The organism is Rubritalea squalenifaciens DSM 18772, from assembly GCF_900141815.1.
GTDB classification, from domain to species: domain Bacteria; phylum Verrucomicrobiota; class Verrucomicrobiia; order Verrucomicrobiales; family Akkermansiaceae; genus Rubritalea; species Rubritalea squalenifaciens.
Genome location: NZ_FQYR01000002.1, coordinates 900,082 through 924,835, shown reverse-complemented (window position 1 = coordinate 924,835; position 24,754 = coordinate 900,082). Strand labels below are relative to the sequence as shown.

16 protein-coding genes are annotated in these 24,754 nt (G+C 54.9%); 12 read left to right on the top strand and 4 right to left on the bottom strand.

The genetic code is table 11. From position 1 onward, the window contains the following. Window positions 1-2: 2 nt before the first annotated feature. The 4 genes from BUB27_RS04265 to BUB27_RS04250 all read left to right on the top strand — a co-directional run bounded on the left by BUB27_RS04265 (window position 3) and on the right by BUB27_RS04250 (window position 3,182). The gene (locus BUB27_RS04265) at window positions 3-1,286 is read left to right on the top strand and encodes a TRAP transporter large permease (protein WP_143158298.1); all 1,284 of its coding nucleotides are present in this window, start codon (window positions 3-5) and stop codon (window positions 1,284-1,286) included. Window positions 1,287-1,306: 20 nt separating this feature from the next. Continuing rightward, on the top strand, window positions 1,307-2,068 hold the full coding sequence (locus BUB27_RS04260; protein ID WP_143158297.1) for an SDR family NAD(P)-dependent oxidoreductase: 762 nt from the start codon (window positions 1,307-1,309) through the stop codon (window positions 2,066-2,068). Window positions 2,069-2,113: 45 nt separating this feature from the next. Then, window positions 2,114-2,704 (top strand): hypothetical protein, encoded by a 591-nt coding sequence (locus tag BUB27_RS04255; protein ID WP_143158296.1) that lies wholly within the window; start codon window positions 2,114-2,116, stop codon window positions 2,702-2,704. 85 nt (window positions 2,705-2,789) lie between these two features. Then, window positions 2,790-3,182: a hypothetical protein gene (locus tag BUB27_RS04250; protein ID WP_143158295.1), complete on the top strand. Its 393-nt coding sequence runs from the start codon at window positions 2,790-2,792 to the stop codon at window positions 3,180-3,182. A gap of 123 nt (window positions 3,183-3,305) precedes the next feature. On the opposite strand, the gene BUB27_RS04245 is transcribed toward BUB27_RS04250, so the two are convergent. The 3 genes from BUB27_RS04245 to BUB27_RS04235 form a co-directional block, all read right to left on the bottom strand. Continuing rightward, on the bottom strand, window positions 3,306-3,716 hold the full coding sequence (locus BUB27_RS04245; RefSeq protein ID WP_143158294.1) for a DUF2752 domain-containing protein: 411 nt from the start codon (window positions 3,714-3,716) through the stop codon (window positions 3,306-3,308). A gap of 3 nt (window positions 3,717-3,719) precedes the next feature. After that, the gene (locus BUB27_RS04240) at window positions 3,720-4,277 is read right to left on the bottom strand and encodes a CD225/dispanin family protein (protein ID WP_159434796.1); all 558 of its coding nucleotides are present in this window, start codon (window positions 4,275-4,277) and stop codon (window positions 3,720-3,722) included. Window positions 4,278-4,379: 102 nt separating this feature from the next. Further along, a complete protein-coding gene (locus BUB27_RS04235; RefSeq protein ID WP_200797060.1) occupies window positions 4,380-5,510 on the bottom strand; it encodes a nitric oxide synthase oxygenase in 1,131 nt (376 codons plus the stop codon). Window positions 5,511-5,558: 48 nt separating this feature from the next. Between BUB27_RS04235 and BUB27_RS04230 the strand changes: the two genes are divergently transcribed. The 8 genes from BUB27_RS04230 to BUB27_RS04195 all read left to right on the top strand — a co-directional run bounded on the left by BUB27_RS04230 (window position 5,559) and on the right by BUB27_RS04195 (window position 23,003). Beyond that, the gene (locus BUB27_RS04230; protein WP_143158292.1) at window positions 5,559-6,947 is read left to right on the top strand and encodes a class II fumarate hydratase; all 1,389 of its coding nucleotides are present in this window, start codon (window positions 5,559-5,561) and stop codon (window positions 6,945-6,947) included. Window positions 6,948-7,030: 83 nt separating this feature from the next. After that, window positions 7,031-9,523 carry a sulfatase-like hydrolase/transferase gene (locus BUB27_RS04225; RefSeq protein ID WP_143158291.1) on the top strand — a complete coding sequence of 831 codons (2,493 nt, stop codon included), beginning with the start codon at window positions 7,031-7,033 and terminating at the stop codon, window positions 9,521-9,523. A gap of 116 nt (window positions 9,524-9,639) precedes the next feature. After that, a complete protein-coding gene (locus BUB27_RS04220) occupies window positions 9,640-10,311 on the top strand; it encodes a PEP-CTERM sorting domain-containing protein (protein WP_143158290.1) in 672 nt (223 codons plus the stop codon). Between the two features lie 92 nt (window positions 10,312-10,403). Next, window positions 10,404-11,360 carry a formylglycine-generating enzyme family protein gene (locus tag BUB27_RS04215; RefSeq protein WP_143158289.1) on the top strand — a complete coding sequence of 319 codons (957 nt, stop codon included), beginning with the start codon at window positions 10,404-10,406 and terminating at the stop codon, window positions 11,358-11,360. 139 nt (window positions 11,361-11,499) lie between these two features. After that, window positions 11,500-12,036, top strand: a complete 537-nt coding sequence (locus BUB27_RS04210) for an RNA polymerase sigma factor (RefSeq protein WP_159434795.1) — start codon at window positions 11,500-11,502, stop codon at window positions 12,034-12,036. Window positions 12,037-12,076: 40 nt separating this feature from the next. After that, a complete protein-coding gene (locus BUB27_RS04205; protein WP_143158287.1) occupies window positions 12,077-15,250 on the top strand; it encodes a YfbK domain-containing protein in 3,174 nt (1,057 codons plus the stop codon). A gap of 69 nt (window positions 15,251-15,319) precedes the next feature. Then, a complete protein-coding gene (locus BUB27_RS04200; protein WP_143158286.1) occupies window positions 15,320-22,201 on the top strand; it encodes a hypothetical protein in 6,882 nt (2,293 codons plus the stop codon). A gap of 73 nt (window positions 22,202-22,274) precedes the next feature. Beyond that, window positions 22,275-23,003, top strand: a complete 729-nt coding sequence (locus BUB27_RS04195) for a 3-keto-disaccharide hydrolase (RefSeq protein ID WP_143158285.1) — start codon at window positions 22,275-22,277, stop codon at window positions 23,001-23,003. Between the two features lie 91 nt (window positions 23,004-23,094). Here the strand turns inward: BUB27_RS04195 and groL are convergent, their stop codons facing one another. After that, the gene (gene groL / locus BUB27_RS04190) at window positions 23,095-24,732 is read right to left on the bottom strand and encodes a chaperonin GroEL (RefSeq protein ID WP_143158284.1); all 1,638 of its coding nucleotides are present in this window, start codon (window positions 24,730-24,732) and stop codon (window positions 23,095-23,097) included. Between the last annotated feature and the right edge of the window lie 22 nt (window positions 24,733-24,754).

Here is a 24,754-nt window from a genome sequence, read left to right as displayed (position 1 = left end):
CTGTGTTCCTCGCCATCCTCATCATCGCCTTCATCTGCCTCCTTCTGCTGGAAGTCCCCATCGCCTTTGCCGTGGGCATCGCCACGCTGCTCGCTGCGATCTCGCTTGGGGACACGGATGTCCTGCAAAACATCGCCAGTGACATGGCGAACTCCGTCTCCTCTTTCTCCCTGCTGGCGATTCCATTCTTCATTCTGGCTGGTGACTTGATGGGAGCTGGTGGTTTGGCACGCAGGCTCATCAACTTCGCCTCAGCCCTGGTGGGCCGTATTCCCGGCGGTCTCTCACTGGTCAATACTCTCACTTGCATGCTCTTCGGCTCCATTTCGGGCTCCGCTGCTGCCGCCGTCTCCTCCATCGGCAACACGCTCATTCCTGAAATGAACAAGAAGAACTACGGCAAGGACTTCAACGTGGCCGTCACCACCGCCGGCTCCATCACAGGTCTCCTCATCCCGCCATCCAACTCGATGATCGTTTATGCTGTGGTGGCATCTGGAGTCTCTATCTCATCCCTCTTCCTCGCGGGCATTGTTCCCGGTCTCTTACTCGGTTTCGTCCTGATGGTGACCTGCCTCATCGTCTGTAAGAAGAAAGGCTATGGGCAGGACACTACGGGCCAGACAGTCGAGTTTGTTCCCGCCTTCCTCTCTGCACTTCCTTCTCTGATGCTCGTGGTAATCGTCCTCGGCGGAATCTTCGCAGGATGGTTCACAGCGACAGAAGCTTCTGCCATCGCTGTAGTCTGGTCACTGCTGCTCGCCTGCGTTTGCTATCGGGAAATCTCTCTCAAAGAGCTACCAGCGGTCATCGCGCGTTCGGCCCGCACCACAGGCGTGGTTCTCTTTCTGGTGGCAGCCTCGTCAGCCATGTCCCAGCTCCTCACCGCTGAGCAGGTGCCTCAGCTTGTCTCCGCCACCTTACTCTCTCTGTCTGACAACCCCATCGTCATTCTGCTCATTATCAATATAGCCCTGCTGTTAGTAGGAACCTTCATGGACATCACTCCAGCGATCCTGATTTTCACCCCGATCTTCCTGCCGGTAGCGATCGACCTCGGCATGGACCCGATTCACTTCGGCATCCTGCTCATTGCCAACCTGTCCATCGGCCTCTGCACCCCACCCGTAGGCACCTGCCTGTTCGTCGGTTGCTCAGTGGGCAAAGCCAAGATCGCCGAGGTATCCCGCGCGATGCTTCCTTTCTACATCGCCATGATTCTGGTATTAGTAGCCATTACTTACATTCCCAGCATCTCCCTCTGGCTCCCATCACTTTTTGAGTAAACAGCAACGATCTACTATCTATGAAACTATTCGATCTATCAGGAAAAACAGCTCTCGTCACTGGCTGCAAGCGCGGCATCGGTCTCGCTATGGCTAAAGGCCTCGCCGAAGCGGGGGCAGACGTCATCGGCGTATCCGCCTCTCTGGAAACTTCAGGCTCTGACGCGGAAAAAGCAGTCACCGCTGCTGGCAGAAAATTTACCGCCTACCAGTGCGACTTCTCTAACAGAGATGGCTTAAAGAAATTTATTGAAACCGTGCTCGATGAACACGACGCCCCAGACATCCTGGTAAACAATGCCGGCACCATCCTGCGTGCCCCCGCAGCAGAGCATTCAGATGAATACTGGGACAAGGTGATTGATGTAAACCTCAACTCACAATTCATCATCTCCCGTGAGTTTGGCGCTGAGATGATCAAGCGTGGATCAGGCAAGATCATCTTCACCGCTTCCCTGCTTACCTTCCAAGGTGGCATCACCGTTCCAGGTTACGCAGCCTCCAAAGGCGGCATTGGCCAGCTTACCAAAGCTCTCGCTAACGAATGGGCTTCCAAGGGGGTCAATGTGAATGCCATTGCCCCCGGCTACATCGCCACGGACAACACGGAGGCACTGCGTCACGACCCGATTCGCTCCGAACAAATTCTCTCCCGCATCCCGGCCGGACGCTGGGGCAAGCCAGAGGACTTCGTGGGACCTACCGTCTTCCTCGCCTCCCAGGCCTCCGATTATGTCAATGGGGAGATCCTCTTAGTCGATGGTGGTTGGATGGCCCGCTAGACAATTCCATTGCGTCAAACTGGCGGCATGCTAGAGTAAGTTGTTATGAAATTCCCAACTATGACTCCGCTTGCCGCTGGTATCGCATTACTCTGTGGAACTTCATTCATTGCGTCCCCCCTCGCAGATGCAAAACCAGGCAAGGGAAAAGGACCTAACAAAGAAGGCAAAGGCAAGCCTTCCCATGCAGGTAAAGGTAAAGACAAAGGTAAGCCCAGTCACGCTGGCAAAGGCAAGGACAAGGGTAAGCCCGACCACGCCGGCAAAGGCAAACATGATCACGGAGACAAGAAAGCTCACAAGCATTTTAAGCACTTCGACGACGACAATGTCGTGGTCTTGCGTGACTACTTTGGTCCCTACCGTTCCACGAAAGGACTACCTCCGGGACTAGCCAAGAAGGTAGCACGCGGTGGTGAATTACCTCCAGGCTGGCAGAAGAAGTTAGTTCCAGGCTACCGCTTTGAAGACAATCTTTGGAAACAGCTTGTACCACTGCCTGATGACCTTAACAAGCGTATCAGATACGGCGACGACCCATACCGCTACTACCTTCTGAATGATCGTATCGTCAGAGTTCACCCCGACAACAGAACACTTTTAGGAGCTGTCTTACTGTCGGAACTACTGGACTAACCACTCTTTTCTCCAATGGGCGGCCTGAGCCGCCCATTTTTTTGCCCAGATCTAAGAGATCTGTAGTGGCAGCCGTTCTTACCATATGGCTAAGATCAAAACCCTCTTCATTATCGCAGCAGCTGTCTTCGGCATGGCGTGCTCTACCCAAGCCCAAAACCTCGACAACCTGGTCCTCAAGTCATTCGAGCACATGAAAAAGCAGGAGTGGAGTGACGCTCAGGTGCTACTTGAGAAAGCGGCTGGCATCGTGCAGAACAGAAAGAATCACCAAGTAGCTATCATCCACTACAACAAAGGATTCTGCGAGCTCAGACTCTCCAAGGTAGCTAACGCCGAGAAAAAACAGCACTACGCTGAACTCGCCAATACCTCGTTCACCACTTGCAGCGCTCCCACTCTAACACTTTTTATGCGAAGTCCTTTTACTACCAGGCTTTGGCCAATATGCAGTCTGGTCAGTATGAATCTGCATTGAACGCATTCAATCAGTTCCTAAAAAATAGAAACCCTGACAGAGACAGCTACGACAAAGGCTTACTCAATCTCTACAAAGCCACCTGCCACTTCAAGCTAGTGGCGCAACAGGCTGAGTAGTCTATCACGGCCTCAGGAAATCAAAGCCAGGAAGATTCCTGAGAATGCCGAAGCCTACCACGAGGATGGCCATGATGAGTGGCAACCTGGCCCCAAGCCGTAAGCGCCACTCAGGCTTTTCCCAAGCCCACGCGATCAACTCTTGCCCGACGCCATATAAAAGCGCTGGCAATAAGACGACCCCCAGCGGATTATAGGCAAAACCTGCTGCGATCTCGCCATGAAGAAGGGAATGAGACGCTCTGGTCATACCGCAGCCCGGGCAGAGAAGACCTGTCCACTGGTTAAACAAGCAAGGAGGCAATAGCACACTCTTGGTGTACACCAGAAAAGCGACTACAGCACAGCCTAACGGAAGTACCGCCAGGCACAGTTTCCTCCAATGCTCACTCAGGACTTGGAACGCCTTCAACATAGATCATAGCTGTGCAAACCCGATCAAAAAATAGAGAGCAAAAACGACGACCGAACTGATGATCGAGGTCAGACAATACATCCTGGCTTTGTTGGATGCATCCCAGGCGGCGTCCATCATCCCCAGTCTAACATAAGTCTCCACTTTCGTAGCATAGAGGATCCCTGCAATCCCAAAAGGAAGGCAGCAACAGATCGTACAAAAAATCGCATGCACCAGATAGTTTGGCACATAAGGGCTACCAGTCTGAGGCTTGCTTCTCCTCCTGCTTTCCCGTCTCTCTGGGATCCTGGCACCCGGACTACTCTCCTGAGGCTCCGTAGCACTCCCCATGACTGGGCCTGCTGCCTGCTCGACGGGCTTCGGAGGAATCTTTTTAGCAGGGATCACCGCCTTGGGGAGACTGCGTTCGACATCCTTAAAGTCAGGAATGTCCTGCACTTTCTTCCAGCCGCTCATCCCCTCGCTCCACACTAGCACATCAAAGCGTATATCGCCTCTGACCAACTTGGACTTCAGCTCACTCTCCTCAAACGGCCCATGCTTCTGGCCTGCTGACATATAAAACCACTCTCTCGACATCATTGAATTCACTACACTTCTAAATTCCTTTTACGAACTAAATAGGCACCTTCCCCTAACAAGTTACAGCCCTATCATCATCTATCCTCTAAAGCGAGGCTTTGGACGCTCCTTACTGTACCCCCGGTGATACACGGGACAAGCAGACCCTGAAATAGGAGGAACGATCCAGCTCCATTGACCTGGCACCGTGCGCCCACATTTTTCCTCGTTATCGATATGCTGTAAAAATTGGCGCGAAGCAGTGTGGTGATCAACAATCGTCACCCCCGCCTGACGGAATGAGTAGAGCACCGCCGAGTTCAGCTCGATCATCGCCCGGTCTTTCCAGAGACTGTCCCCCTTGCTGGTATCCAGCCCCATCATCTTGGCCACTGATTTGAGCATGTTGTAGCGGTAGGTGTCCCCGAAGTTACGCGCACCAATCTCCGTGCCCATGTAGTAGCCACTGAAAGGCGCCGCCGTGAACTGCATCCCCCCAGCATCCAGCACCCGGTTGGAAACTGCCGGCAGGGCATGCCATTTGAGCCCTAGCTCAGCAAACCAATCAAAATCACGGTGAATGATCGGCACCTCCAGCACGGCATCCTGAGGTACAGGGAAGCACTTCACGCCCTCACCGGGATACTCGATGATCAGAGGCAGGACATCGAACTGGCTTTTATCTGCTGGCGGCTGCCATCCCAACTCGATCGCCCACTGGGTCATCTTCACCTGATCCGGATCGCCCAGTACTGAGCCGTCTTCCAGCTGGTAACCCGCGTAGCGCACAAGCTGGTGACTGTGAATCTTGATCTCCCAACCGTCTGCCCTTTTCGGCGGGAAGAAGGTTACCATCGGGATAATTTTCCCCCCGTTGGTCGACTTCCTTAAATGCTGCATACAGGCCTTAAACACCTCAGCGGCGCTGGTGACATCCTGAGCATCCACCACTTCCAGCTTTTCCCAGAAAAGACGCCCGATGCACTTCTCGCTGTTGCGCCAGGCCCACTTGCCTGCCCACTCCAGCTCCTGCTGGTTCATCCGCCACCATCCCTGCTCACTAAGCTGGGACTTAACATCATCCATACGTGAAGCAGACACCTCTCCCCCCTCCTGAGCCATCTGGCACAAGAATGCTCCTGCCTCGCTCAGGCTCTGTTCTGCGTCACGCTGCTGCACGCACACATACAGCCACGGCATAAGCAGCCCGTCAACCAATACCAGATTCATGAAATTCTCCATTCGCTCGCACCCAAAGCCGTGTTAGAATAGCCTACTATGTCAGAGACACGCATTGAATCCGACTCACTCGGCGAAGTCCGCATCCCATCCGAAGCGCTCTACGGAGCCTCTACACAACGCGCCGTCGAAAACTTCCCCATCAGTGGCACTCCTGTACCTCCTGACATCATCCAAGCTTTTGCCATCATCAAGCTCGCTGCGGCCAAAGCGAATGAGAAGCTCGATATCATTCCGCAGGAATACGCGGAACTCATCTGCCAGGCGGCTAATGAGATCATCGATGGCCAGCATGCGGCGCAGTTCCCCGTGGACATTTTCCAGACTGGCTCCGGCACCTCGACCAATATGAACATGAATGAGGTCATTGCAAACCGCTGCAGCCAACTCGCCGGAGAGCAAATTGGCTCTAAGAAGCCCATCCACCCGAACGACCACGTCAACCAATCGCAGTCCTCCAACGACACTTTTCCTACTGCCATCCACATCGCCGTAGCCCTCGCCTTCCAGCACCAGCTACTGCCGGAGCTTCACCATTTCCACGGTGCCCTACTGGAGAAGGCCCACGCTTTTCACGAGGTTTATAAAATTGGCCGCACGCACCTGATGGATGCCACCCCAATGCGCCTTGGTCAGGAATTCTCCGGCTACGCCCGCCAGCTGGAAAAAGCCATCGACCGGATCAAGGAAGCCATGCACGGCCTCTATGAGCTTCCATTAGGAGGAACCGCCGTAGGGACTGGAATCAACTGCCCACATGGCTTTGCCCGCATGGCGACCGAGGAGATAGTCGATCTCACCAAGCTTCCTTTCCGCGAGGCCTTAAATCATTTCGAGGCGCAATCCTCGAAGGATGACCTGGTGCACGCCCACGCCTCCCTGCATACCCTAGCCACCGCCCTCTTCAAAATGGCTAATGACCTACGACTTCTGGCCTCAGGACCACGCTGTGGTCTTGGAGAAATCACCCTGCCAGCCACCCAGCCCGGCTCCTCAATCATGCCCGGCAAGGTCAACCCCGTGATGTGTGAATCCCTGACCATGGTCTGTGCCAGGGTCTTTGGCAATCACAGCACCGTTGAGCACTGCAATGCCGGTGGGCAACTCAACCTGAACACCTTCATGCCCTTGATGGCCTACACCATCTTGGAATCGACCAGCCTGCTCTCCAGCGCCATGCATGCTTTCAGGGAGAAATGCCTGCAAGGCATCCAGGCCAATAAAGAGCACTGCGCCGAACTGATCGAACGCTCCACGGCCATGGTTACCGCCCTCGCCCCGATTATCGGCTACGATCAAGCGTCAAAGATCGCCAAGCAAGCGATGCAGGAAAAGCGTACCGTCCGTGACATTTGCCTGGAGAACCTGAACCAGCTAGGAATCAGCAAAGAGAAGCTCGATTCCCTGCTCGATCCGGCGAATGCCTGATCACCTCCATTCATGACCAAGCCGTATTTTTGTAATACTTAGTAAATCACATACATTTAAAGGGTAGAACACACACTACTCTCATGCCATCTAGACGTGATTTCATCAAATATCTCGGAGCCTCTGGCGCGGCAGCTCTCTCTACCAAAGCCAAGGCAAACCATGACTCACCCTCCAGCTCGACGAAGCCAAATGTCGTGCTGGTAGTCGCCGACCAATGGCGCGCCTCTGCACTGGAAATGGGTCCTAGCAATGACAACACTTACCAGACTACCCAGCTACTGCAGACCCCTCACTTGAAGTCCTTTGGTGAGACGGGCATGCGGCTTGATCGCTGCTTTGCCACCAAACCTGTCTGTACACCGAACCGCTCGGCAATCATCACCGGCCAGTACCCTCACGAGACGGGCATGTTCAATAACAACCTCATGCTTCCGCCAGACATCCCCTGCATGTCCGACGTCTTCAATGATGCGGGCTACCGCACTTACTACGTAGGAAAATGGCATATGGATGGAGGTGGTAAAGGCACGTCAGGTAGCCCCGCTGCCGGATGGGTACCTAAGAACTGGCGCCGCCGTGGCCTTAACCAATGGGACGGCATGAACCGCGGGCATTCCTACTACAACGGATCCTTCATGCTGGATGACGACGGCAGCAAAATACCCGTCCCAACCGCAAACCCATCAGGCACCCTGGATGAGCAACTGGCGGATTTCGAGCCTCACCGCCAGGTGGATCTCGTCATGGACTACCTGACAGACCACCAAGCAAACCACGACGGGGAGAACTTCTTCATCTGGCTCAACTTCGGCCCCCCACACGACCCTTTCACCCCTCCGGCCCCGTTCGATACCTACAATGCGACTTCGCTCGTCGCCCGCCCTAACAACACAGACAGCTCGAACATGTCTGCGCTGGCGAACTACTATGGTCTCTGCACCGCACTCGACTATGAGTTCAAGCGCCTTTCAGATCACTTGGAAAGCCTCGGACTCACCGAGGACACCATCGTCGTTTTCACCTCGGACCACGGCGAAATGATGGGATCTCACGGCTACGTCCGCAAAGGTCAGCCGGAAGATGAATCCTGGCGCATTCCCTTCCTCGTAAGATGGCCTCAACATGTCCCAGCCAGTGCGGTCAGTGACACGGCTTTCAGCTCCACCGACATCATGCCCACTCTGTTAGGTATGTGCGGGCTCGATATTCCCGACTCTGTATCTGGCAGTGACAAATCCCAACTACTTTATGGAAACTCCATCCCCGATACCCCCGTCTACGGGGAAAACGAGGGCAACGGCTATTCCAGCGGATGGCGAGGTATCGTCAAAAAAATCGGAGGAGTGACCTACAAGCTTATCCTCAGGGTGAATCGTGACGTCACGCCAAATGAGATGTACACGGGAGAACTCTATGATCTGGATAACGATCCCTATGAACTCACCAATCAGGTAGACAACCCTTCCTTTGCAGCCATCCGGACGGACCTCGAAGATACCATCGATCAGTGGCGCACAGAGACAGGCGACACCTACTACCCGGCACAAGGCACTCCCATGGCCAGCGGCAGCTATCCGAGTACTGCCACCGTCAATGAAGACCTTAACTCCAAGATCCTCAAAAAAGATGATGGCAAACACTACCTCCAGGTGAAATCCCAGTCCCGTATCTTCTTCACCATGCAGGAATCCCCCGACATGAGTTCCGGGTCCTGGACCGATGTGGGTAGCGCCAAACACGGCAACGGCAATCTTTTGAACTTTGAAATCGGCGATCTGGGTAGCCTGACCTTCCTGGGCATTCCTAAGATGTTCTACCGGGTCAAAGCCGAGGAAAGTCTGGTCACCGGATCGACCGACTTCATCGAGGGCGGCAACATCTCTGGATCCAGCAGCGCAGACTGGTCAAATGGAGCGCCCAGCTCAGCAGTACCCGGCACTATCGGGCTGGATATCACCAGCGGAACCATGGGTGGCGGGCTCAACGGACAGGTCATCACTCAACTAGCAGGAACCATTCTCATAAACAGCGGCACAGCCAGTTCCCAAGCCTTCGATGGCAGCACAAAATACACGCTGGTCGGGGGCATCTTCAGACGCACCACTTCTCACGTGCTCCGTCTTGGCCAAAACTCTAACATCAGCAGCGTCGAGTTTAACATCGTAGGCGGACTGTTAGATCTATCCTCTTCAGCTGGATCTACCGGACTTGTCTTCATGGGGACCGACTCGGTACTCAACATCTCAGGTGGCACTGTGGATGTTTCAGGCAACCAGATCTACCTCCACGATTCATCCAACCACACCGATACAGCGATCATCAACTTCGAGGAAGAAAGCGCCGGTGATGTCACCTGTGCCTTGCTCAAGTTTAGTTCGGCTAAGCTAGGTTACATCAATTTCGAGACAGGCTCCAACGGTACGCTCACGGTGACCGATGACATCTCCGACGCTAGTACTGGCCTTACTTTCGAAGATCTCTGGAATTCAGGGCGCCTACGCTACATGGACGAAAACACAGGAAATTTCTCAGATCATTTCCAAGTTTCAGGAAGTACCCTTTCCCTGAAGTAGGCTTTCCAAAAAAATAACCCACTTCGCGTAATACAAACGCATTTCAGGTCATCTAATGGTAGGCGTATTCAGCTCATTAGAGTTGGGTCGCCTCTACCTCAATTACACACACTGAAATGAAACGAACCATACTAGCTACACTTGTTAGCTCAACCCTCGGTATCGTGGTCAGCCAGGCAGCCACGATTTCTCTCTCACAAGCGATCGATGACACAACGGCTGGAGATTTAGTCAATGCGACTGCTCCCGTCAGCGGAGAGGTCTTTGATACAGAGACTGAAGCTCTGACCTATCTGGTCACCATTGATGATAGCGCAGACACTGGAGCCATCTTCACCGCCCATATCAACCTCGTAGGCATCTCCGGCTCAACAGCCACCAATGGCAATGACGGGCTGTTCTGGAACAGCGCAGGCATTGTGATGAGCTCTGATAACAACCAGACACGTAATGTCACCTTTACTCTGTCAGACATCACCCAAACCTCCGGCCCAGCTGCGAGTCTTAACTTTGATGGCTTCACCGCCTTTGGAATCAACAACGGTGGAGGCTCCAAGCTCTATTCACTTGATGGTGCAGACGGCAGCGCCCTAACAGCAAACTCTGGCACAGAGACTCTCGCTTCTCCTGTCAGTACCTTCACCGTGTCTGCCCACAACAGCGCTACGGCCAATTTTCGCATTGATGAAGTTTCTGCGGATTTCACGGTCTCTGCGATTCCTGAACCAAGCACCTCGGCCATGATCGGTTTGGTCGGTCTTGGCTTGATCGCTCGCCGCAGGAAGTAATCACTCGCCACTTCTCACTCAGCCCGGCTAGCACACTGCTTAGCCGGGCTTTTTCTATAGGCAAAGTCAGGTAGCACGCGTAACTTAATAACATGCACGGAAAATCATGCTGCAGCCCTAGCAAGCAAGCCGGAGACTCTACGGAGAGACCCGACACGCAGCCTAGGATCCTCTCCCCCATGGCTGGCAGCCATGAGGCCATGAGCTTGATTCCTGCTGATTCTTTTCTGATGGGCGATGATAGCGAAGAGATTTGGGTGGATGATGCCGAAGCCCCCGTGCGCGAGATCACTCTGGATGCCTTCTACATCGATCAATATGCCGTTACTAACAAAGACTTTGAGTCCTTCGTCGAAGCCACGGGATACCAGACCGATGCCGAACGGCACGGCTGGTCCTTTGTTTTCTACCTGCAGATTACTGAATCCCACTTCAAGCGCATGACGCTGGAGACAGCCGAGGGCACCGAATGGTGGATCAAAACGCCCAAAGCCTGCTGGAAAAGGCCCGGCGGCCCGGGAACAAACATCCGCCAAATCATGGATCACCCAGTCACCCATGTCTCCTGGAATGATGCTCAGGCTTTTGCCGTATGGGCGGGCAAACGTCTCCCCACCGAAGCCGAGTGGGAATGTGCCGCCCGTGGAGGTCTGGTTAGAAAACATTTTCCATGGGGAGATGAGCTCACCCCCGGCGGCAAACACCGCTGCAATATCTGGCAGGGCCAGTTCCCCATCGAAAACACCGAGGAGGACGGCTACCTCTTCACCGCACCGGTCAAATCCTTCCAGCCTAATGGCTACCAGCTTTACAACACCTCGGGCAATGTCTGGGAATGGTGCCAGGACTGGTACGACTTGGACTTCCCCGTGCATGGCAGCAGGGTGAACCCGACTGGCCCGGATCAGGGCAGCGAGCGCATCATCCGCGGCGGTTCCTTTCTCTGCCACGCGTCCTACTGCAACCGCTACCGGAACTCAGCCCGTACCAGCGCCACTCCGGACTCCTCTACCAGCCACATGGGCTTCCGCTGCGCCATGAATGCGTGAGTTTACGCATTCATTCTGTGCCACTTGCGAAAAAAGACTCCTAAAATGTCTATTTTTTTCTAAGTTCTCCTCTCTTGGTGTGTCCTAACTAATAGGAAGGCTTTTGTCACAAATGAAGGCATGCACGCCAATAAAGGTAATGGAACCAGAAAGCGACACAGTACCGGTATCGCCCAGCGATAAAGCACCGATCGAGGATTGGTTCCAGAACGAGGAGTCACCACTCCTGCGCTACGCCTACACCCTCGTCAAACGCAGGGAAGTGGCTGAAGAGGTCGTGCAGGAGGCCTTCATGCGTTTGCATCAGCACTGGCATGAAGTCGACCAGCCCAGACCCTGGCTCTACCGGGCCGTGCGCAATCTTTCCCTCAACCACCTCCGCAAGCACAAGCGCGAGGACCTGACGGAGAGAGAAGACGAGAGCTCGGAGCAGGACTGCCCGGACGATCAGGCCAGCCGCATGGAAGTCATGGTCAACGTGCGCATGCTGATGGCAGAGATGAAGCAAGATGACCGCGAGCTACTCCGCCTCAAGTACGAGGAAAACCTCTCCTACGCTCACATCAGTGAGAAACTCAACATCGGAATCGGGAACGTAGGCTACCGCCTGCACAACGTCCTCAAAACGCTTGGCGATTCGCTGCGCCAGGCAGGCATAGAAGGGAGCAAAGGATAATGCACTCCCACCCAACGCTAACAAGTAAAGGAGCACAGTCATGAGTGATGATAAGATAGAAGCCTGGAATGACCCGGAAGTCGAAGCCCGCATCATCGCGATGGTAATGGGTGAGGCCAGCGATTTCGAGCAGGCCGAGCTCCAGCGCCTCATGCAGGAGGATCCCGCCCTGCAGCGCTTTCACGATGAAATGCTCGCGCTGCACGAGAACATCGCTCTGGCCTCGGCACCAGATCAGGACGACGAGTGGAAGCTTCCCCCAAAGAGACGCTCTGAACTGCTAGAACACTTTGGCACTAAATCCGAGGACGAAACGGTGGCTCTCCCGACACCTTTACCTCTCACCTCCCCCTACAAGACCTTTAAGCATCAATGGCGAAGTGCTACAGGCATCGCGGCCTGTCTCGTCATCACGGTGGTCATCGTCGCTGTGATGAATCCCAATCAGGAGATCTATAGACAAGTGGCCCTAGCAAGCAAAGAAGCTCCTGAAATCATGAGCTTCTCGGCCGGAAGTGACGCCGACATGAGCCAGGAGAAACCAGAGGTCGCCAATCAGGTCGAGCGCAAGCCTTCCGCCCCCTCATCCAGCATGGCCGAGGTCATCGCATCACAGACAAAATCCCCCATCATTGTACCCGCACCCCAAATGGAAACAAACCAACCATCGATCGACTTCGGCGATGGTGACGACTTCGGCGGAGGCTGGGGCAACGCTGATGGACAACTTGCAAAGAATGAAGCTTCACATTTCGCAAGAATAGCGAAGGAAGACGCTTTTAGTGATGAAGTAAGGGTCGAGTATGGAGCAAACTACGACTACGGAATATCCAACGAATCTAGCAAAGCTGATTTGGCCAAAAAGAAGTCAACTACAGCCCAAGAAGACCCGACCGCCAGATTCTCCTATCGATCAGGATCCAGCCAGATGGCTAAGGGCAGTGTGGGAAAAACCAGTGCAGGCGTTACTGTGAATGATGTCAGGGGTGGCTTGAAATACGATCTTGCAGCTGACATCACCCGCTCCAATGCCGAAGACACCGCAGACAGTCAGGTCATTCTGGGTAACCTCATCCAACGAGAAGTGGCCGTGAGAGCCAGTAGAACCAATGAAGCTGATGCAGCCTTCCTCGCAGGCCGCAAAGCCTATGCTGAAAAGGATTACGAAACGGCCATTGCTGAATACCGTAAAGCAGAGGCTATGCTACCGGCAGGGCCTGTTGCTGAACAGCGTCGCAAAGCTTTTCAGGACCATCTGCATGACGGAAACATCGCACTGAGCCAGCAGTACCGCCGCACTGGCCGCTATCAGGAAGCACGACAGCTACTCCAGCAGGTCTTGGAAAAAGATCCTAGCCATTCTGATGCAAAGCAACAGCTCACTTATCTGGAGTCACCTATTCAAACGAGCCCAGTGCTCACCTATGAGCATGCCAAGCAAGTCGACGAAGTCCGCAAGGGGCTCTATCAAGCAGAGGGGCTGACCAACCTGGGTCGCTTCGACGAAGCAGAGGAAAAATACAAGGAAGTGCTCCGCAGCGACCGTTACAACCAAGCCGCACGCCGAGGCCTGGAGAAAATCGCCAAGTTGAATAGCGACTACTACCGCGCGGCTTATGACCACACCCGCTCCGAAATGCTGCGTCAGGTGGATCAGGCTTGGGAAATAGACGTTCCTCCAACTCTGCTCTACCCAACAGAGTATGAGCCACCGGAGCTCCCGAATGACACTGCACAGAAGTCCGAGAGCTACGAAAACTTGCTCGCCAACTGGATGAGCGAAGAGCAAAGCGTCAACAACAACGACCTAACACATCTGCTTCCTTCACTAGAATCAGACAAGACTCCAGATTCCGAGAGCTCCACAAAAAAGTTGGAAGAGAAAAAACAAGCTCCGCCTCTCAACGAGGAAATTCCTGCTGCCGAGCAGCCTGAATCCACCTTCTCCCTCAACGTCAGTGATGTCTCCTTCAAGCTGGCCCAGGCAGCCATGCTGGAGCGCAACACCTGGCCAGCAGCGGAGAGCGTCCGGATTGAAGAATTCGTCAATGCCTTCGACTACGCTGACCCGACACCGAGCATGCAGGAAAAGGTTTCCTGCGCCATCGAGCAATCCGTGCATCCCTTCCGTCAGCAGCGCAACCTCATGCGCATCTCCATGAGTACCGCAGCGCAGGGGCGTAACCAACCACTGGACCTCACCATCCTGCTAGATAACTCAGGGTCCATGGACCGCGAGGACCGTGAAGCCGCCGTACTCAAGGCCATGGAAGTGCTCGGCAAGCAGCTGGGACCGAATGACCGCATTACCCTGATGAGCTTTGCTCTGGATACCCGCCTGCTCGCCGACCGCATCACTGGAGACAAGGCAGCCGGGCTGGTAGAGCTCGTCTCCCGCATCCCAAGTGAAGGCGGCACCAATCTCGAGAAAGCCGTCAAAGCGGCTCACAAGCACGCCCTCAGCTCACGCCGTGAGAATAGCTCCAGCCGAGTCATCATCCTGACAGACGGCGCAGCCAATCTAGGCAATGCCGATCCGGAGAAGCTGACCACGATGATCGAGAAGATGCGTGAGCATGGCATCGCCTTCGATGCCTGTGGCATCGGCACCGAGGGGCTGGACGACGGCATCCTGGAAGCCCTGACCCGCAAAGGCGACGGACGCTACTACCTGATCAACCGGGCAGAGGATGCGGATGCCGGCTTTGCCCGCCAGGTAGCTGGAGCCCTCCGCCCAGCCGCCCAGAATGTGAAGGTGCAGGTGATCTTCAATCCGGACCGCGTTTCCAAGTACCGCCTGCTGGGCTTTGAGAAGCACCGCTTGAAGACGGAAGACTTCCGCAACGACAAAGTAGACGCGGCTGAAATGGCCGCGGAGGAAAGCGGAAGCGCACTCTATCAGTTCGAGCCTAATCCAGAGGGCCAGGGAGACATCGGCGAAGTCTTCGTCCGTTTCCGCGACATGGAAAGCGGCCAGATGGTCGAACGCAGCTGGACAATCCCCTACCAAAAGGACGCCACCCATCTCAATGAGGCCAAGCCCTCCATGCAGCTGGCCGCCACCGCAGGTCTGCTGGCAGACAAGCTGCACGGCACCGACTCGGGCACTACGGATTTCAATCAGTACAACAAAGTCCTCGGCTCACTGAGAGCCCAGTTCCCCAGTGACCAGCGCGTCCAGCAGCTGATCCAGATGTGCGAAAAAACCAAATAAGCACACCCCCCTGTTTTTTTTACAAGCTGTTTACACAACTTCTAACATCCATCTTTTACCATTTACCCTATGAAACGATTTCTGTGTGTCGAACGCAAGTCTACCGGACTTGCCACTCTCGTGGCCAGTGCCGCCATTGGGCTTATCCCATTGGCGGCCATTGGCCAGAATCAGATCAATACTTCCACGAGCACTGAAGGCTCCGGAAAGGTCGTCTTTACTGCAGAAGGCTTGCCTCCTAAAGCTCCTCTCTTCTTCACGGCCAAAGCCCTGAATGAGGTCAAGATCCAGCCATCCTCCGTCACACAGACGATTTCGCTGGATTTCAACATCGTGCAAGGGGAAGCAGACAAGCTCAGCCTGGAGATCACGGGGGACACCAGAAACCTCAGCGTGCAGGGGCCGAACCTCAAGCATTGGTCGGTGCGCCACGATGTCAGCACCAACGAAGCCTATCTCGACCTCATTCCCAATGACCCGAAGGCCAAAGCCATCAGCGCCAAGATCCTGAGAAATGCCACCGAGCTGGATAAGGAACTCCAAGTCACCACCCTCAGCCCCGGACAAGCGACAGGATTCCGCCAGGAGACCAAGATCAGCTGGTCGCCGGGTCTTCAAGTGAATCTCCAGCAGGCCAATGGCTGCCAGCCGCTCAAGGTCAACACCTCCAATCCCTACGAACTTTCCCTACTCTCGACGGCAAACAACTCCATCGTGCTCGGAACCAGTGCCAGCGGTGCGACTATCGGCAAGATCAATCTCCAGCAACTCAAACTGAATGCCACTCTCAGTGAGAACAAGGAAAGCGCCACTATCACTCTGAGTGGCACCGCCTCTGTGAGATCCTCTGAAGGCGGGGAAATCACCCTCCTAACCGGCCCGCTCGCCCTGAAAGAATTTCCTCACGGCGCTGGCTACTCACTGGATATTCTCAGAGGCAAAGGACTCAATAGCAGCTACACGCTCAAGTTTAGCGAAGCTGGCGAATACCCCATCAACATGGTCTTCGCCGCCTCACTCTACGAACCTCAGGGCTGGCAGGGCCTGACCTTCTCCATCCCTCACAGCGCCATCGTCCCCCTCACCCTCTCCGGTATTCCTGCCGGCTATAGCTTCAAACAGGATGCGCTCGTCGTCCCCCAACAAGACACCAGCGGAAACTGGACTGGCTTCCTCCCAGCCACGGGGATTTGCCAAGTCTACTGGAAAGACCAGAAAGCCGACGCCCAGGGAGAACTCTTCTTTACCACCAAAGCACTGGTGGATGTGCAGGTCGGTGCAGGCATGCTGAAAGAGCTCACTCGCATCGAGACGAAAATCATGCAGGGGAAAATGCGTACCATGCGCCTCACCTTGGACGGCCCCGGAGATATCCTTGCAGTACACGGTGACCAGGTAGGCAACTGGAAGGTCTCTGGAGAAGGCGACCAGCGTCAGCTGGAAATCACTTTCACAGGTGAACGTAACGTGATCAACCCTATCACCATCCAGACCCAGTACCCTCTGGGTCAGTTCCCAGCCAAGGTCAAACCACTCCGCATCACCCCGGAAAATGCCCTGCGTCATTCAGGTCACGTCAGACTCAGCAACCACGGCGCTGTTAGGCTAGGTGTCTCCAATCAGCAAGGCATGATGCAACTGGCCCCAGAGCAATTCCCTGGAGCCAATCTCCCCAGCAAGCCGCGCCAGGTCTTCGTCTACCGCTTTCCCTCTGCCCAGCGCGACTGGGAAGTCGTGGCCGACCAGATCCTGCCAGAGGTGGGAGTCAACCAGGTCCTCGTCTACAAGCTGTCCGAGGCCGATCGCGAGGTCTTGGCTAACATCGAGCTCGATATCCGCGAGGCACCACTCCGTGAGTGGGAAATGCGTATCCCTGCCGACTACGCCGTAGCCAGCGTCACCGGTGCCGAGGTCGCCCAGATGATCGTGGGCAGCACCGTGACCAACGGAGAGCGCAGCCTAAAAATTAATTTCTCCAAGGAAGTCATCGGCCGTCAGCTGATCCACGTTCATCTCTCCCTCAACAAATCGACCAAGGCCGGCGACTGGAAACTCGTAAAGATCAACTACCCTCAGGCCAAATCCGTACGAGGCAATCTGGGAGTCGAAGCCGCGCTCGGCTGGAGACTCGTCCCGAAGGACATCAAGAAACTCGTAGAAACCCCACTCGCCTTTTTCCCTAAACGTTCCGCAGCTCTGCAGCAGGCATTCCGTCTGCGCGATGCCGACTGGGAAGCCACCATGACTGTGGAGTCTCTCCCACAGAGCATCCAGGCAGACGTCTTCCACCTCTACTCCCTGCGCGAGTCCATGGTCTACGGAAGTGTGCTGATCAACTACTTCGTGGTGGGTTCACCGATGAATGAATGGAAAATACTCGTACCCGGACTGAGTGAGAAAAACGGTCTGGGTAATGTGATTGTGGAAGGTCAGAATGTCCGCAGCTGGAGACAAGATGGCGATCAACTCATCGTCACGCTCAATCAGCCGACACTCGGCGGATCCACTCTGTTAGTTTCCTTTGAACAGCCGATGGACGCCAAGGGTGGCACGCTGGAACTGGGTAAAGTAAGACCGATGGACGCCCTCAATGAAGGTGGATTTATCCAGGTAGTCAGCCCCACTCAGGTCAAACCCTCCATTCTCGTTTCCAATGGCTTGCTCAAGCTTGGCGCATCCGAGCTCCCCGCGGAGTATCGCCTGATGAGCAGTGCTCCCTCTCTAGCAGCCTGGCAATATGCCTCCCGTGACTTCGAGCTCAGCATGAACGTCGAGTGGTATCAGCCAAGTTCCACCCTCGGCCAAGTCGTCGACTTTGCCACCTTGGATACTGTCGTCTCCCGAGACGGACAGGTAGTCACCGAAGCCAGCTTCTTTATCAAGACCCGAGGACGCAAAGCCCTTGAGCTGACCCTTCCTGAGAACTCCACACTCTGGGAAGTTCGTGCAGATGGCGAAAGCCTCAATGCCCGCAAAGACGGCAGCCACATCCTTGTGCCGCTGCCGCCGAAGAACGACCCGAATGCTCCAGTCAAAGTCACGCTTCGCTATGGCAGCACCTCGGAAAATGCCTCACGCCCTACTGCGGGAACTCCATCACTCGCCGCTCCCATTACCATCAGCGAATGGAAAATCACCAGCGACAGTGATCATCTGCTCGAAGTGATAGACGGCAACGCCAAGCCCAGCGAACCCAACCTCACGGAGACAGGATTTGAATGGCAAATGAAGTACCCGTTCCAGATCCTAGGCATCTTGCTCTTGATCATCGCTTCCGTATGGACGCTTCGCAGAGCCAAGAGCGGCGGCTGGATACCAGCCCTGGGAGTGCTCTGGATCATTCTCGCTTTTGTCTTTTCGGTCAACTTGGCCACCAAAGCTTCGAGCGAGCGCAGAGTGAACAAACAGAGTTTTGAAGTCGTCACCCCAGTTGTCTCACCTGAGCAACCACTAGTCATCACCATGTCTAACAAAACAGTCAACGAAGCCATGATCTCGAAAGGATGGATTGCGGTTGGAGCTCTCGGTGCCATCGCATTGATCGGAGGAGTCGCCCGCCGGGAATTACGCAATCCACTCGTCCAGTCAGGAGCTGCGGCACTGATTCTTCTTGGCATCCTTGGCCAGCATGGGGGAGCGATTGCCTTCTACGGCATTCTGGCTGCCATCTGCTGCCTGCTCTTCATCCTGCTTATCCAGCAGTGGCTACAGGGCTCCATGATGCGCCGCGCAAAGAAAGCAGTGACCACGGCCGCCACCGCCGTGCTCGCCATGTCTCTCTGGTTTGGCTCCGGCGATGTCTCCTCAGCCAGCGAGATTGCCGATTCCATTTCCCAGAACTGGAGCATCAAAGCGGAACGCCTGGAGGCCAGCATGGAAGTCAAGTGGACGGCCAAGGCTGGCGAAAGCATTGTGCTCCTGTCCAATCCTGCCGTCTTGAAAAACATCCAAGCGGAAGGCGCCCAAGTCAGCAAAGGCAACAACAATGGCCAGCTTACCTGGTACCTGATCGCGCAGCGTGATGGACTGATCACCGCTTCGGTGAGCTATGAGATGCCGATGCAGAACCTCACGGACCATCTTTGGACCGTACCCACTGGCCCAAGCGCCGCTCATCGACTCTCGGTCACTGTGGATCAACCCAACTGGGAAGTCAGCTCAGCCAATGCCATCAGCCAGGAGCAGAAAACGACACTGGCTGCAGGGCTCAGCGGTGCCGACATGGTTCTTACTCCAGTCACGGCAGCTGCGCTCAGCCTACGCCCTGCCAGCAGAGATCCTGAAAAGGAACCCACACGTTTCTTTGTAGAATCTGCAGACATCTATCTACCGTCTCCCGGCGTTGTCGATGGTTACCATGAACTCTCCATACGTCCAGTCAGCGGCCAAATTTCTTCTCTCACCATCGACACCCCGGCTGACATCATGATCGGTGATGTGATGGGCCACAATGTGGAAAGCTGGCGCTTCAACCCGGACAATAAAACTCTCAGCATCGATCTAGCAAAACCGGCATCACGTGAATTTCAACTCACTGTCACCAGCCAGCGCGGACTGGCCGAGCTCCCACAGGATTTATCCTTGGCTCCCCTGAGCGTTCGCGAGGCAGACACCGTGGTAGGCATCTTAGGCCTGGCATTCTCCGATGACGCCCAGCCGGACAACATCCAGACTGAAGGTCTGGCTACCGCTAACATCGGTGATTTTAAAGCCAGCCTCCTGCAGCAAGCCCAAGCAGTCCACAGCGGCTTCACTCTCCACAAGGTCTACCGCTACAATAAGGAAAACGCACAGCTCTCCCTCAAGATCGAACCCGTGGAGGCCGAACTCAGGGTCACTACAAATCAGGTACTCTCGCTGGGTGAAGAGCGTATAGTCTTCTCGATCACTGCGAATGTGAATATCCTCAGAGCAGGTATTTTCGAACTGCAGTTCCCTATTCCACAGGATCTGGAGATAGAATCTATCAGCAGCCCTGCCCTGCGCGACTGGACCGAGATCGAACGTAACAAGCAACGCATCGCCGTGCTCCAGCTCAATGGCAGAACCATCGGTGCCCAGCAATTCTCGATCACCATGGCCGGACGCTCCCCTGCGGCCAATGGTAGCGCTGCTGAATGGCAAGTCCCGCACTTCAGCATCCTCAATACCGTGAGACAGACAGGTGACCTGCGTATCTCTCCGAACCCTGGCATTCGTATCCGCACCATCAACAGGCAGCACATTTCCCAGCTCGATGCACGCACTGCCGGTAGCAACCGCAAAGGAGACCTGGCATTCAAGCTCCTGCAATCAGACTGGAAGCTCAGCATCGGAATCGAGAAGCTGGATCCCTGGGTCAAAGCGACCGCACTGCAGGAAGTCACCCTGCGTGAGGGCCAGACCAGAACGCGCCTCAGCCTGAACTACACCATCGAAAACGCTGCAGTCAAAACCCTGCGCGTCCAACTCCCCGGCCTTAGCGAGGAAGAAGCCCGCACCGTGCGTGGCAGTGGCGCCTCCGTGAAAGAGATCGTAAAGTTAGATGGAGATATCTGGGAAATTAGGCTCCGCCGTGGAATCATCGGCAATGTGCCTGTGGAAATTGAATTCCAGCGCGCAGTCGAACAACGCGGCTCAGCAGAAAGCATCACGCCCATCAAACTCGTTGATGCCCGCCAGGTCACCCAGTTCGTCACCGTGCGTGCCAGCGGACGGCTCGATATGACACCGTCTGAGACTGCTGGATGGCGCACGCTCGACTGGGCGAACATCCCAGCCCAACTCCGCAACCCAGCTGAGGGCAACGTCCCAGGCCTTTGCTATCAGGTAACTGTCCCTGACATGGCCATGAAGATTGCGGTCAAGCGCCACGACATCGCAGACACTCTGAAGCTACGCATCGTCAATGGCACACTCACTTCAGTCTTCAGCGACCACGGCGCTGCCCTAACCATGGTGGAGTTGAAAGTCCGCGTGGTGGAAAAGCACACCATGCGCGCCATGCTCCCTGAAAAAGCAGAGCTCTTCAGCGTAATCGTCAATGGCGAGAGCGTGGATGTGGTGCGTCAGGGTGACGAGCATCTCTTCTACGTGACTCCGGGAGCCGAGGATGACCGCCACGCGGACGTCCGCATCGTCTACCGTGACCTTGGCGAAGCCGATACTCAAAAGAATATCGCGCTGGATGGCCCTCGATTCAATGCCCCCATCGAGAAGATTGATTGGTTTGTTAGATTACCGAAGGGCTACCAACTCGCCAGCCGCGACCAGTCATTCGACCTCATCGATGCCCATGGTGTAGAGAGCAGCTACAGCGAAAGCCAGTACCAGGAGACCATGCAGTCGAAGCGTCAGGCTGTGGTAGAAAAAGCACAGGATCAGATGGTGCAGGCCAATGACTGGATCAGTAAAGGCGAGTACAAGAAAGCCGAGCAAGTCCTCAACCAAGTCTCCAGCAACAGAGCCGTGGATGCAGCCTCTAACGAAGATGCCCGAGTCCAACTCCGCAAGCTGCGTAACGAGCAAGCCCTCATGGGCCTGAACACCAGACGCCAGAAGATCTACCTCGATAATGCCGCTGTAGGTAATACGGCCAACATGAATGCCGCGCTGGAAGAGGCCGCCAAGATCAACCCGGTTTTCAATGGCGACACCAACTACAACCCATCCGACATCGACAAGCTCCTCAGCGGAAACACGCAGGAAGAACGTCAGGCCATGCTCAGCATTGCCAACCGCATGGTCAGCCAGCAACTCGCCGCCCAGCCAGCTCCGCAGGCGATCGAAATCACCATGCCGGAGAGTGGACAACTGCTCCACTTCCACCGCGGGGTACAGCTCAATGCGGACAGCCCGATGACTCTGGAACTCAGCGTAGCCCCTGAGCACGGATCCAGCTGGTGGATGCCGCTCTATCTGATCATCCTGCTGGGTGCTGCTATCTGGGCCATTCTTCTACTCAGAAAATAAGACCGCCCCTTGCTACTGAAAGATGTCTGGTGATGTGCTAGTATGTTTCTTGCTATTCACTCACCAGACTATCATGAAATCTCTACTTCTTATTTCCGCACTCGCCGTATCCAGCATCAGCTCAGTATTCGCCGAAGAAAAAGTCCCCAAGTGGACCTCACTCTTCAATGGCAAGGACCTCACTGGCTGGGTGGACGTGAACACCTCTCCTGAAACTTGGAAGGTCAAAGACGGCATCCTCATCTGCACCGGCAAGCCCATCGGCGTAATGAGGACCGAGAAGCAATACGAGAACTTCGTCCTGCATATCGAGTGGAAGCACATGGAAGCTGGCGGCAACTCAGGCGTCTTCGTCTGGAGCAATGCCACACCAGCACCCAACCGCCTGCCACTCGGCATGGAAGTTCAGATGTTAGAACTGGACTGGCCCAAGCTCTACCCAGACAAAAACGGTAATCCCCGCCCCATCGCCTACGTTCATGGCGAACTCTTCGGAGCCAATGGTTTGACCGCCGTACCAGACAACCCAAGAGGCCAGCGTAGCAAATCGGTCGAGAATCGCTGCAAGCCGCGCGGTGAATGGAACACCTACGATGTCGTCTGCGTGGACGGCGTCATCAAACTTTCCGTGAATGGTAAATTCGTTAACGGCATGAGCCAGTCCTCCATGCGAAAGGGATACATCTGTCTGGAATCCGAAGGTGCTGAGATCCACTTCCGCAATATCAAGATCATGGAACTCCCCGGCGGCACCGCAACAGCTGAACAGACCGCTCCGGTGATCACCGAGAAACAGAAATAAATCTTCTGTTAGTCTCCCATTGCTTTCCAAAGAAAAAGCCGGTCACGGAATTCCGCGACCGGCTTTAAAGTTACTTAGGTGTAACGGCTGATTACATCATGCCGCCCATGCCACCCATACCGTGGTCATGACCGTGGCCACCACCTGCAGCTTCTGGCTCAGGGATGTCGGTGATGAGACACTCGGTGGTAAGGAGAAGACCGGAGATGGAGCATGCGTGCTGAAGAGCGGAGCGTGTGACCTTAGTCGGGTCAACAACACCTGCTTCAACGAGGTCGCAGTACTCGTCAGTAGCTACGTTGTAGCCGTTGCTACCGTCTGCATCCTTCACCTTGTCAACGATGAGAGCACCTTCACGGCCTGCGTTGAGGGCAAGCTGGCGAAGTGGAGCTTCAACGGCACGGCGAACGATCTCAGCACCTGTAGCTTCGTCACCTGCAAGCTCAAGAGTATCGAGAGCTGCCTGTGCGCGGATGAGTGCAGTACCACCACCTGGGACGATACCTTCTTCAACAGCTGCACGTGTAGCGTGGAGAGCATCGTCTACGCGATCCTTCTTCTCCTTCATCTCTGTCTCAGTAGCAGCACCAACGTTGATCACGGCAACACCACCTGCGAGCTTGGCAAGACGCTCCTGGAGCTTCTCGCGGTCGTAGTCGGAAGTAGTTTCACCAATCTGACGGCGGATCTGGTTCACACGGCCAGTGATGGCATCGGAACCACCTTCACCTTCAACGATGGTGGTAGCGTCCTTGGAGATAGAGATACGCTTAGCGGAACCAAGGTCGTCGAGCTCAACAGCCTCAAGCTTGATGCCAAGCTCTTCAGTGATGACCTTACCACCGGTGAGGATGGCGATGTCTTCGAGCATAGCCTTACGACGGTCACCGAAACCTGGAGCCTTAACTGCAGCGATGTTGAGAGTACCGCGGAGCTTGTTCACTACGAGAGTAGCGAGGGCTTCACCTTCAACGTCCTCAGCAATGATGAGAAGTGGGCGGCCTGTCTTGGCTGCTTTCTCAAGGAGTGGAAGCATGTCCTTCAGGGAGGAGATCTTCTTCTCGTGGATGAGGATGAGAGCGTTGTCGAGGGAGCACTCCATGCTCTCTGGATCAGTCACGAAGTAAGGAGAAAGGTAGCCCTTGTCGAACTGCATACCTTCAACCACGTCGAGAGTGGTTTCGATACCCTTGGCTTCTTCAACGGTGATGGTGCCGTCTTTGCCAACCTTGTCCATCGCTTCAGCAATGATGTCACCGATCTCTGTGTCCCAGTTAGCGGAAACAGTCGCCACCTGAGCGATTTCCTTGGTGTCGGAAACTTCCTTGGAGATCTCTGCAAGGCGAGCAACGATTGCCTCGGATGCCTTGAGAATACCACGCTGGAGGCTGATTGGGTTAGCGCCAGCTGTTACGTTACGAAGACCTTCCTTGTAGATTGCTTCAGCAAGAACGGTCGCTGTGGTGGTACCGTCACCAGCAACGTCGGATGTCTTGGAGGATACTTCACGGATGAGCTGAGCGCCCATGTTCTCGTATGCGTCCTCAAGCTCGATTTCCTTAGCAACAGAAACACCATCCTTGGTGATTGTTGGGGAACCGAACTTCTTGTCGATGATTACGTTGCGACCGGATGGTCCAAGTGTTGCTTTAACAGCTGCAGCGAGCTTCTCCACACCGCGGAGAAGGGACTGGCGTGCCTTTTCGTCAAATTCTAATTGCTTAGCCATAATGTTTATAAAAGTTTTTTGT